This is a genomic window from Alloalcanivorax venustensis, from assembly GCF_047495515.1.
Classification (GTDB): Bacteria; Pseudomonadota; Gammaproteobacteria; order Pseudomonadales; family Alcanivoracaceae; genus Alloalcanivorax; species Alloalcanivorax venustensis.
Genome location: NZ_CP179934.1, coordinates 590252 through 605628, shown reverse-complemented (window position 1 = coordinate 605628; position 15377 = coordinate 590252). Strand labels below are relative to the sequence as shown.

Below are 15377 nucleotides of genomic sequence, written 5' to 3'. Positions count from 1 at the left end.
AGTCTCTGTCCAGTGAATCAACGGCCGCCTATGTTAGCCTTTCACGCCTGCTTCGTCCCCGCTGACCAGGACCGAAACCCATGAGCCGTCGCTTCTTTGATCCGCAACCTTTCCAGGCCGGCCACGCCGCCGAGCTGGGCCCGCAGGCCAGCCATCATATCGGCAAGGTGCTGCGCATGCGTCCCGGCGACCCTCTCACCCTGTTCAACGGCGAAGGCGGTGAATGGTCCGCCACCCTGGAAGCGGTGGACAAGAAAACCGTCACCGTGCTGCCGCACACCTTCGTGGACATCGACCGTACCGCGCCCCGCCCGGTGACCCTGGGTGTGCCGCTGATCAAAGGCGACCGCATGGACTTCGCGATTCAGAAAGCGGTGGAAATGGGCGCGGCGGCGATCCGGGTACTGGAGAGCGAGCGCACCGAAGTGCGCCTCAAGGGCGACCGTGAAAACAAGAAGCTGGAGCACTGGCGGCAGGTGGTAATCAGCGCCTGCGAACAGTGCGGGCTGAATCGGCCGCCGGTGGTGGACGGCGTTATGCCTCTGAACACCTTCATGGAACAGGCTCGGGGCCTGAAGTTGATCGCCCATCCCGGCGAACGGGCGCTGGATGCCGGCGCGGTGCGCGACGCCACCGACATCGCCTTGCTCACCGGCCCGGAAGGCGGCTTCTCCGACGACGAACTGGCGGCCGCCCGGCAGGCGGGCTTCCACGGCTTTGCGCTCGGCGAAAGGGTGCTGCGCGCGGAAACCGCGCCGGTGGCGTTGCTCGCTTCGCTATGGACGCTGCTGTCCTGACCGGAGCCTCCGAACGGGGCATTCCGTGCACCAAAATACATCTAATTTTACCTGTTTTATTGCCCTGAAAGTTCTATCCCTTCTTGTAAAACCGCGCCGCTAAAGCCTTTCCAAACTCTGGCATGTTTCTTGATGCAATTGCTTCGGGCGTTTCCGATCCTCTGCCCGGACGCCCGCTTTTTGTTGTGTTTTACGGCCTCCTTCTATGGGGTGCCTTGTCTTGATTCTGCCTGAGGAATGTTCATGTTTGATCCCAAATTACTGGTGGGCTCCGCGGTGCTCGCAGCGCTGCTTAGCGGTTGCGGCGGCTCATCCTCTTCGTCCGACGATGCGGGCACACCGCCGTCCGGTGGCGACGATGGCGTCGCGTTTTCGTTTGTTGAATCGACCGTCGCCGATCTGCATACCTCTCTGGAAACCGGTGGCGTTACCTGTGAGGAAGTGGTTCAGGGTTACATTGACCGTATCGAAGCCTATGACGACACCGGCTCCACCACCGAACTGAACAGCGTGGTGGCGATCAACCCGGAGGCGATCATCGACGCCCGGGAAAAGGATTTGAACTTCGCGGTCACCGGCATTGATGGCCCGCTGTACTGCGTGCCGGTTCTGCCCAAGGACAACTTCAATACGGAGCAGATGCCCACCTCCGGTGGTGCGCTGGCGTTCCAGTACAATCAGCCCACCCGGGACGCCTACACGGTGCGCCGGATGCGCGAGGCCGGCGCCATTGTGCTGGGCAAGGCGAACATGGATGAATTCGCGTTCGGTTTCCGTGGCGAAAGCTCGGTGCGCGGCCTGGTCAAAAACCCCTACGATCTGACCAAGGGCTCCGGCGGCTCGTCCACCGGCACCGGCACCGCCATCGCCGCCAGCCTGGCCCTGCTGGGTACCGGCAGCGACACCGGCGGCTCCGTGCGCGTGCCCTCCAGCCTGAACGGTCTGGTCGGCATTCGTCCCAGCCTGCGTCTGGTAAGCCTGGACGGCATCATGCCGCTGGCCACCTGGCAGGACACCGGCGGGCCCATGTGCCGTACCGTGGAAGACTGTGCGTTGTTGATGGACGCCATGGTCGGCTTCGACACCTCACCGGCCAGCAACCAGCGGGTCAGCTTTGAAATCGACGCCCGCCTGATCAACAACGAAGAGGAATATGAGCAGGTTACCGGCGTGCCGGAAACCTACACCGAATTCCTCGACGCCGACGGTCTGGACGGCGCGCGCATCGGCGTGGTCCGTGATCTTTTCGGCACCAACGACAGCGTGCTGGCGGTGATGGATCAGGCGATCGCCAACATGGAAGCCGCCGGCGCCGTGGTGGAAGACGTGACCATCGACGACCTCGGCACCATCCTCGGCGACTACCAGTCCATGTCCAGCTACGAATTCCGCCACGACCTGGAGGAATACCTCAACAGCTGGCCGAACACCATGGACGGCCACATCCTCGATTATGACGAGCTGGTCGCCAGCGGCGGTTACCTCGACAGCTACAAGTCCGGCCTTGAGTTCCGGGGCGGCATCGACCTGAACAACCTGACCGACGAGCAACGGGTGGTGTACGAAAAGAACACGATTGAACGGCCGGTGTTCGTACGCGAACGTTTGATGCGGGCGCTGGATAATCTGGACGTGGACGGTAATCCGCTGGGCGAAGCCTACGATGTGCTGCTCTACCCGGCCATCACCGGTCTGGCCGGCGATCTGGGCAACAGTCCCTCCGCCGGCAGCAACAACCGTCTGAGCCCGTTCTCGCTGTTCCCGGCGCTGGTGATGCCGGCCGGCATGGCGGAAGACCTGGAGCCGGCCATGCCGGTGGGCATGGAGATGCTGGGCCGCGAGTTTGATGAGGAGACCCTGATCAAGCTGGCGTACGCCTATCAGGAGCAGTTCCAGCCGCGGGTGGCGCCGACCTTTACCCCGGAGTTGTAACCCAGGAATGGTGGGAGCGGGCATGGCCCGCTCCCCCATCCCTCCCCAGAAGTTCTGCTAACCTTTCTGCTGCTTTTCCATCATGTCGGCCTGGATAATTTCGATCCAGTAGCCGTCCGGGTCTTTGATGAAGGCGAGGCCTTTCATTTTGCCGTCGTCCGGTTTTTTCACGAACGGGACGCCAAGTTTTTCGAACCGTTGTGAGGCGGCGTACACGTCGGGGACGGTGACACCGATATGGCCGAAGCCCTGGGGTTCGTCGTTGCCGTTGTGGTACTGGAAGTCCGGGTCGTCCTCGCTGCCCCAGTTGTGGGTCAGTTCCAGCATGGCTTCGCGGCCGAAGGTGTAGGTGAGCCGTTTGGCGTCATCCTCGGGTACCCGGGCGGCTTCTTCGTCGCCCAGATAGGCGAGGAAAAAGAGGCTGAATTTCATTTCCGGGAAATCCAGTTTGCGCACCAGGCGCATGCCCAGCACCCGGGTGTAGAAGTCCAGGCTGACTTTCGGATCCTTGATTCGCAGCATGGTCTGGTTGAACAGATAACGCTGGGTTTCCGCGTCGGGTTGCTGACAAAGACCTTCGGCGTTTTCAAAATGACGTGGCATGGAACATTACCTTTCTATCAGGGCGCGGTGGCGTCGATCTTTTTGAGAATTTTCTGCAGGCCGGCGACGGTGCCGCCCACGTCGCTGAGGTTGGAAGGCAGCAACAGGGTGGTGGATTCCTTGGCCAGTTTTTCGAACGCGGCCACATACTGCTCGGCGATGCGCAGGCTCACCGCTTCGTCGCCGCCGTCTTCCTTGACCGCCAGGGCCACTTCACGCAGACCGGTGGCGGTGGCCTGGGCCAGCAGCTCGATCTGACGGGCACGGCCTTCCGCTTCGTTGATCTGCTTGAGCTTCTCACCTTCGGAAATGTTGATCATTTCCTGCTTCTCACCCTCGGAGCGGTTGATGGCCGCCTGGCGGTCACCTTCGGATCGGTTGATCGCGGCTTGCCGGTCGCCCTCGGATTCCGCCACCACCGCACGGCGCTCCCGCTCGGCGCGCACCTGTTTCTCCATGGCGTCCTTGATCGAGGCCGGCAGGTTGATGTCCGCCACTTCGTAGCGCAGCACTTTGACGCCCCAGGGCTGGGCGGCCTCGTCCACGGCCTTGACCACTTCCATGTTGATCTCGCCGCGTTCCTCGAAGGTCTTGTCCAGGTCGATCTTGCCGATCACCGAACGCAGGGTGGTCTGCGCCAGTTGCTGCGACGCCATCACGTAGTCGTCGACGCCGTAGCTCGCCGCCTTGGCGTCCACCACCTGCAGATACATCACGCCGTCCACGGACACTTCGATATTGTCCTTGGTGATACAGCTCTGGCGCGGCACGTCGCGGACGATTTCCTTGAGCGAGTGACGGTAGGCGACGCGGTCGATAAAGGGCATCAGGATGTGCAGGCCGGCCTCCAGGGAGGTGCGGTACTTGCCGAGCCGTTCCACCACGTAAATTTGCCGTTGCGGCACGATGCGTACCGTCATGAACAGCAGCGTGATCACCGCCAGCGCGAGCAGGGCGGGAATAATGAGTCCCATCATTGTTCAGAGTCCTTTTCTTGGTCCGTGGAAGAAGTATCGGACCAGGCCTGAACCGTGAGCCAGAGTCCTTCGTGTTTGCTGATGCGTACCATCTGGCCGGCTTTCAAAGGCTGGTCCGATTGCGCCTGCCAGCGGGCGCCCCGGTAGCGCACCGAGCCGACACCGTCGACGAAGTCCGCCTCGACGGTGGCACGCCCGCCCACCAGGCCGGCGCTGTCGTCGCTGGTGCGGCCCTGGGTCTCCTTGCCGAACAGCCAGTCGCGCAGGAAGCGCCGGGCGCCGGCCAGCAGCGCCAGGCTGAGCACCGCGAACAGGGTGATTTCCCAGGTGAGGTCGTTAATCAGGCCGAAGTAGGCCAGGCCGCCGACGATCACCGCCGCCAGCCCGAGGAAAATCAGGACCAGACCGGAGACCACGAACTCGCCGATGATCAGGATCAGCCCGAAAATAATCCAATAGCTGTATTCCGGCATGCTTCATCGCCCCGCAGTGTTTGATTGGCCGCCAACAGTAGCACCTTTAGACGTCAGTGGGCGTGTCCGCCCGGCCCGTGCACGTGGACGTGGGCTTTTTCGTCCGCGTCCGCGTCACGCACATCGATCACTTCCAGTTCGAAACGCAGAGGCCGCCCGGCAAACGGGTGGTTGGCGTCCACGTCCACGGTTTTCAGGCCCACCTTGAGCACCGTCACCATGCGCGGGCCCTGCTCGGTCTGCACCCGCACGATCTTGCCGGGTTTCAGTTTGCCGGCGTGCTTGAGGTACTTGGCGGACAGGCGCTGGCGCAGCGACTCGTCGCGGCGGCCGTAGGCCTGCTCCGGGTCCAGGGAGACGGTGAGGCGGTCGCCGCTGTCCTTGCCTTCCAGAGCCTGCTCCAGGCCGGCGAGAATATTGCCGGCGCCGTGCAGGTAGACCATCGGCGCGTCGGCGCTGCTTTTTTCCAGGGTCAGGTCGTTGTCGGCGTCGATCAGGGTGTAGTGCAGGGTGACGACCTTGTCTTTTTCAATCGGCATGCGGGGGGTGTCTCCGGATCAGGGGTTCGGGGTGGTGTCCGGCGCCAGGCCGAGGGACGCACTGTCCTCGCCCCGGGCGGCGCGGCGCAGCAGCGGGTAGGATTGGCGGTACCACAGCCGGCGGCCGCCGGGGCGCCATTTAAAGCGTTTATAGGTCCACTGGTACTGGCACAGGTTGCTTTGAATGCACGTCTCCAGGGCCTGGTTCATGGCGCAGAGCAGGGTGTGCGTGTCGGCGGCGGTTTCGATTTCCGGGGCCGGTTTGAAGTGCATTTCCACATCCTTGATGCCGCCCTCGCCCCGGTAACAGGACACCACGAACACCCGTGGCCGGAAGCGCTGCACCAGCTTGCCGACCAGCGCCGGGGTCGGCACCGGATGGCCGAAGAACGGCGCGTAGGGGTTACTGCGGTTGCCCGGGTTGTGATCGGCGAGCAGCGCCAGGGTGCCGCCGGCCCGCAACGTCGCCAGGCCGTGTTTGATGCCCTGGTTGTTGGTCGGAATAAGCCGGCAGCCGCTGCGCTCGCGGGCTTGCTTCACCAATTCGTCCACCAGCGTTGCCGGGTGCGGCTGATACATGATGTTGGTGCCCTGGCGTCCCAGATAGGGGTTCATGGTTTCCCAGCTGCCCAGATGCAGCGACAGCAGCAGCACCGGCCGGTCGCTGGCGCAGGCGTCCAGATATTCCTGTTCACCGTGAATGTGGCTGATCCGCGCCATGGTTTCGTCGATCGGCCGGCTCCATACATGGGCGAATTCACAGAAGGAGCGGCCCAGCTCGCGCAGGCTCTGCCGGCCGATGGCGCGCGCCTGGTCGAAGCTGATACCCGGCTGGGTGGCCAGCAGGTTGATCAGCACCACCCGGTAGGCGCTGGCATAGCGCAGCGGTACCCGGGTGATCAGATCACCGAGTATCGCCCCCAGGCCGGCGGCCAGCGGCAGCGGCAGCCAGGCGATCAAGCGGATCAGCCACCATAGGCGTCGTCCACGCTGGGTCTTCATGGTCGCGGCTCCTCCCAATGCACGCTCAGAGACTTTCCAGAGTCAGGGTATCGCCATGCCCCGGTACGCGGAAAGCGTCCGCCGCCACGCCGTGGCGCGCCAGGGCGGCGGCCAGCGCCTTGGGCGGCTCGTCCAGGGGCTCGTCGGTGAGCACGAAGGTGCCCCAGTGCATGGCCAGGGACTGGCGGGCGCGCAGGTCCAGATGGATGCGCACCGCCTCGTCCGGATTGATGTGCACCGGCGCCATGAACCAGCGTGGCGCATAGGCGCCGATCGGCAGCAGGGCCGCGTCCACCGGCCCCAGCACGTCGCCGATTTCCTCGAACACCGGTGCGTAGCCGGTATCGCCGGCGAACATCAGGCTGAAGTCGGGCCAGTTGAGCCGCCAGCCGCACCACAGGGTACGGTTGCGGTCACGGGCGCCGCGGCCGCTGAAATGCTGGGACGGAACACAGAAGGCGTCGACCTCCCCTTCCCGGTGGTGCTGCCACCAGCTCAATTCCACCACCCGGCCGATGCCGCGCCGGCGCAGCCAGGCGCCCACGCCGGTGGGCGCGAACCACAGCACCTGGTCGCCGAAACGGCGGTTGAGCGCGTCCACGGCGGTGCGGTCCAGATGATCATAGTGATTGTGGGACACCAGCACGGCGTGGATCGGCGGCAGCTGGTCAATCTCCAGCGCCGGGGCGACGGCGCGTTTGGGGCCGGCGAACGACAGCGGTGAGCAGCGTTCCGCGAACACCGGGTCGGTGAGCAGGTTCCAGCCCTGGTATTGAATCAGATAGGTGGCGTGGCCGATCCAGGTAAAGCGCGGTTGCGGCGCCGGCGCCGCCAGCTCCGCCGGGTCCGGCCGGCGCAGTGGAAACGGCAGGCGGCGCGGAAAGCGGCCGCCGGTTTGGCGCTGCCAGCGCAGGAACTCGCGCAGGCCGTGGTGCGGGGTGGGATAGCGGTTGATAAAGCGCCGCCCGTCGTGGGGCCGCTCCGCCGCCAGCTGTTCCAGGCGTGCCCAGTCGGTCATCGCGACAGCCCGGCGACGGCGCCTTCCACCGCGTCCAGGTCCGGGATCACCGCCAGGTCGCCGCCCACCTGAACGTACATGGCTTCCGCCGGGCCGGTGTCGCCGGGCTCTTCCACCGGGTCGCCCTTGTCCACGCGCAGCAGGCGGGGAATCCCCTGCACCACCACGGCGTAAAAGCGGGACACGCCGGAAACGGTGTTGATCACCGCGATGCGCGCGTCCGGGCCGATGGCCACCTGGCCGGACTCGTTCAGCTTTTCATAGGAGATCAGCGGCAGGTCCTGCTCGCGCCAGTTAATCCAGCCGAGCAGCCACTCCGGGCCGTGACCGGGCCGGTCCGGCTGGCGCAGCGGAATCACCTCCGCCACCACGATGTTGGGAATCAGCCAGGGCCGGCCGTTCATCGGGATCAGCAGGCTGGGTAGGGACTCGGGAATTTGCGCCTCGGACATGCGACTTCCTCAACTTATTCTTGGTTCACCGGAAACACGGGCCGTCTCGGCCACTTCCCGGCGCACTCGGTCGACCAGTTGCCGCGCCAATTGTTCCGGTGTGCCACTGTACCCGACGCAGCCGGTTTCGCGTACCGAATCCGGCTGGCTGCTGACCGCGCAGCTGTCCGCTGACTGCGCCCAGATGGCGGCGCCCTGGGCGGCCAGCCGGGGCGCGGCGATGGCGCCGTCGTTGCCCATGCCGGAGAACAGAATGGCGCCGTCGCAGTGGCCGAAGCCCTGCGCCAGGCTGCTCATCACCTGGTCGATGCAGGGCGCGTAGGGGCCTTCCCAGGGCTCGCCGGTGAGCCGCGCCACGCCGTCGGTGTCGAACACCAGGCTTTGCGTGACCGGCGCCACCAGCACCCGGCCGTGGCCGAGCCGGTCACCGTCCCCGGCCACCTGGCAGTGGAACGGGCTGTCCCGGCGCAGCACCTGACACAGGGTGTCCAGGAAGCCGCCGTCGATGTGCTGGGCGAGCACGAACGCCACCGGCAGGTGTTCCGGCAGACAGTCGAGAAACTGTTTCACCGCCGCCGGGCCGCCCAGGCTGGCGCCCAGCACCCACACCCTTTGCGCCGTGGTGTCGCCGGCCAGGGCGCGGAATTCGCGCGGTTCGGGAATCGGCGCCGCCAGCGGGGTTTGCGGCACCGCGGCCAGGTTTTCCTCCAGCCCCGGTGCGCCGATATAGCCCACCAGCTTGGTCATCAGGCGCCGCTCCCAGCGCGGGTAATGGTCGGCGGTGCGGGCCGGGGCCTGGCCGTCGCAGAACAGCAGGGGCGCGGCGGCGTTTTCCAGCAGGCCGTCGAGAAAGCGCTGCCAGCGGTCCTCCCGGGACAGGTCCACCACCCACAGGTCCAGGGCGTCGGCCGCCAGCCAGCGGTCTTCCAGATGTTCCGGGTCGGTGTTGACCACCACCCGGTAGCCCTGGCCCTTGATGGCGCCCGCCAGCAGATGCCCCTGCAGGGTATCGTCGGCGATCACGCCGACCCGGCCCGGGGCGGCCATCAGTGGCTGGTCTCCCGGGTCTCGCCGAGCAGCTCACGCAGGGTGACCAGCAGCTCGCTCTCCTGGAACGGCTTGCCCAGATAGCAGTTCACACCGATGTCGAAGGCCCGCTCCCGGTGTTTCTCGCCGGTGCGCGAGGTGATCATGATGATCGGCACGTCCTTGAGGCGTTCGTCGTGGCGCACGTGGGTGGCCACTTCGAAGCCGTCCATGCGCGGCATCTCGATGTCCAGCAGCATGGCGGCGGGGGTGTGCTCTTCCAGGGTGGCGATGGCGTCGATACCGTCCTTGGCGGTGATCACCTCGAAGCCGCTGCGTTCCAGCAGGCGGCCGGTCACCTTGCGCACCGTCACCGAGTCGTCCACCACCATCACCAGCGGTGCCACGCGGCGCTCGTGCTCGTAATCCGGCGTTTCCGGCTCGGCGGGCAGCGCTTCCTGAGCCTGCGGCAGGGCCGCCTGCTGGGCCTGGGCGGCGCGGATCAGCGAGTGGATATCGAGAATGATCACCACCGCGCCGTCGCCGAGGATGGTGGCGCCGCTGATGCCGGCCACGCTGGCCAGCTGCGGCCCCACGGACTTGACCACCACTTCCCGCGAACCGATCAGGTTGTCCACCACCAGCGCCACGGTGTGATCGGCGCTGCGGATCAGCAGCACCGGCATCGGCTGGCTGTGGTTGTCCAGGTGCGGCTGGGCCACGTCGTGCACGAAGCGGCCCAGATAGTGCAGGTCGTATTCCTGGCCGGCGTAGCGGTAGGCCGGCAGGCCGCCTTCCTGGCGGGCCTGGAAATAGTCGCTCAGCTCGTAGGGGCTGACCCGCACGATGCCTTCGATCTGGTTCAGCGGGATGGCGTAGGCGTCCTCGCCGACGCGCACCATCAGCGCCCGGTTCATGGCCAGGGTGAACGGCAGACGCACCACGAAGCGGGTGCCCTGCCCGGGCCGCGAGTCGATGGTCACCGAGCCGCCCAGCTGTTTGATCTCGCTGGCCACCACGTCCATGCCCACGCCCCGGCCGGACAGCTGCGTCACCTGGCTGGCGGTGGAGAAGCCGGCGTGGAAGATGAACTGCTGCACTTCGTGGTCGGGCAGCGGGGTGTTCTCCGCCATCAGACCCCGTTCGATGGCTTTGCGGCGTACCGCGTCGGTGTCGATGCCTTTGCCGTCGTCGGCCAGGGTGATCACCACCTCGCCGCCCTCGCGGGACAGCTCCAGGCTGACGTGGCCGCTCTCTTCCTTGCCGGCGCCACGGCGCTGCTCCGGGTCCTCGATGCCGTGGTCCACGGCGTTGCGCAGCATGTGCTCCAGCGGCGCCACCACGCGCTCCATCAGGGTGCGGTCCAGCTCGCCTTCCGGGTTGATCACGTCGAAGGCGACACGCTTGCCCACTTCGCCGGACACCTGCCGCACGATGCGCCGCAGGCGCGGCACCAGGCGGGAGAACGGCACCATGCGGGTGCGCATGAGCTTTTCCTGCAGGTCGGTGTTAATGCGCTGTTGCTGCAGCAGCAGGGTTTCCGTGTCGCGGGTGCGATCCAGCAGGGTGTTCTTCAGATCCAGCAGATCCGAGGCGGATTCCGAAAGCTGTTTGGTGATCTGGTGCAGTTCCGAATACTGGTCCATTTCCAGCGGGTCGAAACGGCCGTCGATTTCGCCGCTGTCCACGCCCTTCTGGTAGGTGGACATGATCTGCGCTTCGGTCTCGGCGTCGAGCCGGCGCAGCTGCTCGTAGAGGCGCACCACGGTGGCGCCCATCTCGCCGATGTTGAAACCGAACTCGCTGATGCTCTGTTCCACCCGGCCCCGGTTGATGGAGGTCTCGCCGGCCAGGTTGACCAGCGCTTCCAGCACATCGGCGCCCACCCGCACCATTTCCTGAGGTTGCGCCTGGGGGCGCCGTTCCTCGCGTTTAACGCCGGGTTGCGCGCTGGTTTCCGGGCGGGTCTCGCGGGTCGCCGGCGGCTGTGCCGGCAGCGGCTGGGCGGCGGCCGCGCGGCGCAGCTCCACCAGGCGCTCGTTGAGGGCGTCGAACTCCACCGTCATCGCCTGGAAATCGCTTTCGTCGGGGTCGCGCCGCTGGCTTTCCAGGTTGTGCATCAGGGTTTCGAACCGGTGGCTCATCTCCCCCAGCTCATTAAGACCGGACAGCCGCGCCCCGCCCTTCAGGGTGTGCAGGGCCCGTTTCAGGTCGTCGCTGAAATCCCGGCTTTCCGGGTGATCGCGCCAGGACACCAGGCAACCGTCGATGATTTCGCAGAGCTCCTCGGCCTCTTCCAGGAAGACGTCGAGAATCTCCAGGTCCACTTCGTCAGGCAGCACCGTGTCGGGCGCGGCGTCGGCGTCGGCCTCGACCGGTTGGGACGGCGCTGGCGCCGGCGCCGGTTCGGCGGACGCGGCGGGCAGCGTGAAGGCGCCCGGGTCGCGCAGGTAATCGTGCAGCGCGGTGATCAGGTCGTCGCCGCCGGTCAGCGGTTGCCCGGCGCCGAGCTGGTCGACCATTTCCGCCAGCCGGTCGTGGCAACGGTGCAGCAGGTCGAACAGCACCGGCTGCACCGGCAGGCGGTCCAGGGCCAGGGCTTCGTAGAGGGTTTCCAGTTCATGGCCCAGGTCGCCGAGGGGCTGCACCTCGGCCATGCGGGCGCCGCCTTTGAGGGTATGCAGATCGCGCTGCAGGGACTGGATTTCCAGGCTGTTGCCGGTGTCGGTGATCCAGGTGTCCAGGCTGCGGCCGGCGGACTCGAGAATGTCGTGGGCTTCCTCCAGGAAGATCGCCACCAGTTCCGGGTCCCCCTGGGTGCCGTCGGCGGGCGCCGGGGCGTCGGGGGCGGCGGCCGGGTCCGGGGCCTGGCGCAACATCGCCTGGCGCAGCGCCTCGATCACCGCCGGGGCGGGCTCAGGCTTACCGCCGCTGCGCAGCGTGTCGATCATGTCCGCCAGCCGGTCGTGGCCCCGGTGCAGCACGTCGAACAGCGAGGGCGCGGGCGCCGGCTGGTTGGGGGCGCCGGCCATTTCGTAAAGGTTTTCCAGCTCGTGGGCGAGATCGCCGACGGCGGTGACGCCGGCCATGCGGGCGCCGCCCTTGAGGGTGTGCAGGTCCCGTTGCAGGGCCGCCAGGCTGTCGGCTTCGCCGTGCTCCCAGGCGGTCAGGTGTTCGCTGGACGAGAGCAGCAGGTCTTCCGCTTCTTCCAGGAACAGCAGCACCAGCTCCGGGTCCAGGGGCGCGTCGTCGCCGGCGGCGCGGTCCGCGGGGGCCGGCACGCCGCCGCCGGGGCCGTCCGGGCCGGGGGTTTCGGCCAGGTCGCGCAGGCTGTCCACCAGGCCCAGTTCCGGGCGCACGGTCTGCCCGGCGGCCAGACAGTCCATCATGTTCATCAGGGCCTCGTGGCCCTCGCGCGCCAGTTCCAGCAAGGCTTCGCTGAACGGCAGGCGGCCCTGGTTGACGCCGGAATAGACGCTGGCCAGCGCCTTGGCCAGGCCGTGGATTTCATCCAGGTTGGCGGTGCGGGCGCTGTTGGCGAGCAGCTCCAGTTCGTCGCGCAGGCGCGCCAGCTCCTCGGTGTGGCCCGGCTCTTCGGCCCACTGTTCCAGCAGGTTGTCGGTGTCGATGATCAGGTCCATGCCTTCGGACAGGAACACCGAAAGAATATGCGGGTCGGCGCCGTCGCGGTGCTCGTTGAGCGCTTCGCGGGCCTGCACCAGGCGTTCGATCAGGGTGGCGGCGTCGCCGGGCAATTCCGTCAGGGCGCCGTCGTGCAACTGTGCCAGGCCGGCGTCCAGCAGCCGGTGGGTCTGGTCGATCATTTCCACGGTCTCGGCGTCGGCGCGGCGCCCGCCGTTGACCAGCTCCTTGACCAGCTTCTCCGCCGGTTCCGCCAGCTCCGCCATGGCGTTGATCTCGGCCATGCGGGCGCTGCCCTTCAGGGTGTGCAGGGCGCGGTGCACCTGGTCGTCCAGGGGGTGCTCGGCGAAGTCCGGGTCGATCTGGTCCAGCCACTCGCGCACCAGTCCGAGGTTGCGCGCCGCCTCGCTGCGGAAGATATCCAGCAGCACCGGGTCGACCGCGTCGCCGGCGGCTTCGGTCTCCTCGGGGATCTGGAAATCCAGGGCATCCAGGTCCGCCAGCGGGTCGTCGTCCAGGGGCGGCGTCGCGTCGGGGGCTTGTTCGGGCTCCGGCCCGGTGCCGGTTTCCGACTCCCGGGGCGCGTCCGGGCGGTCAATGCTCGGTACCGCGTCCAGGTGCTGGCCGTCGGCGAGCGCGAACGCGGCTTCCTGAAGCGGCGTCACGTCGTAGGGCATCGGCCGGCGGTGGGCGAAGGCGTCCACCAGGTCCGGGATCAGGCCGTGCACGGTGCGCACCAATTCAATCAGGGTGGCGTCGGGCTCGATGGCGCCGTCGATCACCCGGTTCATCATGTTCTCGATCGACCAGGCCAGCTCCCCCACGGTGGTGGCGCCCACCATGCGGCCGGAGCCTTTGAGGGTGTGGAAGGCGCGGCGGAATTCCACCAGCGCGGTTTCGTCGCCGGTGTTGGCCGCCCAGCGCGGGAAATACTGATCCAGGGCCTCGAGCACTTCTTCGGCTTCCTCGACGAAGATCTCGATGATTTCGTCGTCGATCAGCTCTTCGTCGTGCTCCTCGATGCCGCCCTGGTCGGCGGGCTCCGGCGCCACCGCTTCGTCGGGCGACGTTTGCAGCGCGTCTTCGTCCTGGGGGGCCTCTTCGGAGAGCAGCACCGGTGGTTCATCCAGCGGCTCATTCAGCGGTTCACCTAGCGGTTCATTCAGCGAATCGGACAGCGCGTCTTCGACGTCATCCGGCTCTTCGGTTTCCGCCTCGTCGACGGGCTCCGGCAACGGGTAGCCCAGGTCGCTGACGCTGGCCCGCGCCAGGCCGAGGATGTCATCGCGGGTTTCCGGGTCGTCGCTGAGACGCTCCAGGTAGTACTCCACCGAGGTGATGGCGTCGGCCAGGGTGTCCATGCTGCGCCAGTCCGGCTTGGACTGCTCCGCCATCAGCTGCTCTTGGATAAAGCGCACGCACTGGCGAAGAATGTCCGCCGGGCGGTCGAGCTGAACCACCTCCAGCCCGCCGCGCACCGCGTTGAGACGGTCGGGCACCGTTTTCAGGTGCTGGTGGTCCCAGTGCGAGGCGATGAATTCGATGATGCCGTCCTTGGCCTCTTCCAGGCCGGCGCGGCATTCGCGCAGCACCGCGTCCAGGGCCTGGCCCACATGGCGGGGCAGGTCGGCGCCGGTGGCCGGGGCCGGCCGGCGGCTGTCGCCGCCGATGCCGGCCAGGGTGGCTTCCACGTAGAGCAGCGCGCCGGCCACGTCCATCAGGGTGTCGCGGTGCGCGGGCCGGCGGCCGTCGACGATCGCCTCCATCACCTTGAGCTGCTCTTCCACCAGGGTGCGCGGCTGGCCGAGGCCGAGCATGGCCACGGTGTCGGACACCTGTTTCAGGCGGATCGCCTCCGGCGCCAGCGTGGCCGGGTCGGAATCGCCCTGGTGGACGAACTGCTCCAGGGCGTCCTTGATCTTGGTGAGCTCCTCGGACAGCGCCGTGACCACCGAGCTCATGGCCATGGAGTCCGGGCCGGTGAGGCGCTCGCGTTCGGCGTTGACCAGGTCTTCCGACGGCAGCGCGTCGTCGAGCCGGAAGCCGGCGCGCACTTCGCGGATGCGCGGGCTGTCGTGGTCGGCCTTGGCGACGTAATACAGCAGGTTCTTGAGTAGTTCCGTGGGCGCCGGGCGTTCCAGGCTGTCGACGCCGTCGGCGGCCAGCTCGCGCAGGGTGCGGTCGATCTGGCCGAGCATCTGTTTCACCGAGGTGCCCAGCGCGATGGCGTCCTCCTGCAGGCCCTCCACCAGGGCGTCGGCGATCCGCCACAGCGGCCCGCGGGCGGCCTCCCCGGTGACCTGCTCAAGCTTGGCGAACACCTTGCGCATATAGGCCAGGTTGCGGTCCATGTCCTCGTTGCGCATCACCCCCACCAGGGCGAGCTGGAACATCTGCCGTATCTTGCGGGCCAGTTGCGCGAAGCGCGGGTCGTTGAGCACCGCGTCGGAGAGGCGGCCGTCGCCCTGGGCGTGCTGCAAGTCGGGTTTGAACAGCGCGGTCTCGGACAGCAGGGCCTCGCCGCGGGCGGCGCGCAGGTCGTTGAGCAGCGGCAGCAGCACCAGCGGCAGGTCGCGCCGGCTGCTGGCTACCCGGTCCAGGTAGGGTGGCAACTGCAGGATCGCCCGCATCAGGGTTTCCTGGCTGTCGGCCACGTTGCCGACGCGCTGGTCCACCAGTGCCCGGGCCAGCTTTTCCATTTCCTCGGCGAGCAGGGCGGCGCCGTAGAATTCCACCATCTGCAGGGTACCGCACACCTGGTGCAGGTGGGTCTGGCAAAAGCGCATGCGCGTGGAATCGTTGGGATTGTCCACGAACGCTTCCAGGGCCTGCTGGGCTTGATTCAGTGTCTCCTGAATTTCCCCCCGGACCCAGTCCAGCGCCAGATAGTCGTGACGGTCGCTCATGCCCTTTCCC

The 15377-nt window shown here is 66.8% G+C and carries 11 protein-coding genes; 2 read left to right on the top strand and 9 right to left on the bottom strand.

Features of this window, described 5'->3' with window-relative positions; genetic code table 11:
- Positions 1-80 precede the first annotated feature (80 nt).
- Positions 81-797: a 16S rRNA (uracil(1498)-N(3))-methyltransferase gene (locus ACMG4O_RS02930; protein ID WP_414434408.1), complete on the top strand. Its 717-nt coding sequence runs from the start codon at positions 81-83 to the stop codon at positions 795-797.
- 243 nt (positions 798-1040) lie between these two features.
- Positions 1041-2729 (top strand): amidase, encoded by a 1689-nt coding sequence (locus tag ACMG4O_RS02925; RefSeq protein WP_194856860.1) that lies wholly within the window; start codon positions 1041-1043, stop codon positions 2727-2729.
- A gap of 57 nt (positions 2730-2786) precedes the next feature.
- Here the strand turns inward: ACMG4O_RS02925 and gloA are convergent, their stop codons facing one another.
- Genes gloA through ACMG4O_RS02880 form a run of 9 tightly spaced genes read right to left on the bottom strand, consistent with a single transcriptional unit; the run spans position 2787 to position 15367 of the window.
- Positions 2787-3332, bottom strand: coding sequence for a lactoylglutathione lyase (gloA, locus tag ACMG4O_RS02920; RefSeq protein WP_194856859.1), 546 nt, complete (start codon positions 3330-3332; stop codon positions 2787-2789).
- 17 nt (positions 3333-3349) lie between these two features.
- Positions 3350-4309, bottom strand: coding sequence for an SPFH domain-containing protein (locus ACMG4O_RS02915; RefSeq protein ID WP_142947922.1), 960 nt, complete (start codon positions 4307-4309; stop codon positions 3350-3352).
- Positions 4306-4782, bottom strand: a complete 477-nt coding sequence (locus ACMG4O_RS02910; protein ID WP_067612209.1) for an NfeD family protein — start codon at positions 4780-4782, stop codon at positions 4306-4308. The genes ACMG4O_RS02915 and ACMG4O_RS02910 overlap by 4 nt, the downstream gene beginning before the upstream one ends.
- A gap of 53 nt (positions 4783-4835) precedes the next feature.
- Positions 4836-5321 carry an FKBP-type peptidyl-prolyl cis-trans isomerase gene (locus tag ACMG4O_RS02905; protein WP_414434407.1) on the bottom strand — a complete coding sequence of 162 codons (486 nt, stop codon included), beginning with the start codon at positions 5319-5321 and terminating at the stop codon, positions 4836-4838.
- Positions 5322-5339: 18 nt separating this feature from the next.
- A complete protein-coding gene (locus tag ACMG4O_RS02900) occupies positions 5340-6323 on the bottom strand; it encodes a lysophospholipid acyltransferase family protein (protein ID WP_370185132.1) in 984 nt (327 codons plus the stop codon).
- Between the two features lie 25 nt (positions 6324-6348).
- Positions 6349-7341, bottom strand: a complete 993-nt coding sequence (locus ACMG4O_RS02895; protein ID WP_370211449.1) for an MBL fold metallo-hydrolase — start codon at positions 7339-7341, stop codon at positions 6349-6351.
- Entirely contained in the window at positions 7338-7793 is a 456-nt protein-coding gene (locus tag ACMG4O_RS02890; protein ID WP_142947918.1) for a chemotaxis protein CheW, read from the bottom strand. Before ACMG4O_RS02890 ends, ACMG4O_RS02895 begins: the two co-directional genes overlap by 4 nt.
- A gap of 9 nt (positions 7794-7802) precedes the next feature.
- The gene (locus tag ACMG4O_RS02885) at positions 7803-8840 is read right to left on the bottom strand and encodes a chemotaxis protein CheB (RefSeq protein ID WP_194856856.1); all 1038 of its coding nucleotides are present in this window, start codon (positions 8838-8840) and stop codon (positions 7803-7805) included.
- Positions 8840-15367 (bottom strand): Hpt domain-containing protein, encoded by a 6528-nt coding sequence (locus ACMG4O_RS02880; protein WP_414434406.1) that lies wholly within the window; start codon positions 15365-15367, stop codon positions 8840-8842. The genes ACMG4O_RS02885 and ACMG4O_RS02880 overlap by 1 nt, the downstream gene beginning before the upstream one ends.
- Positions 15368-15377 lie beyond the last annotated feature (10 nt).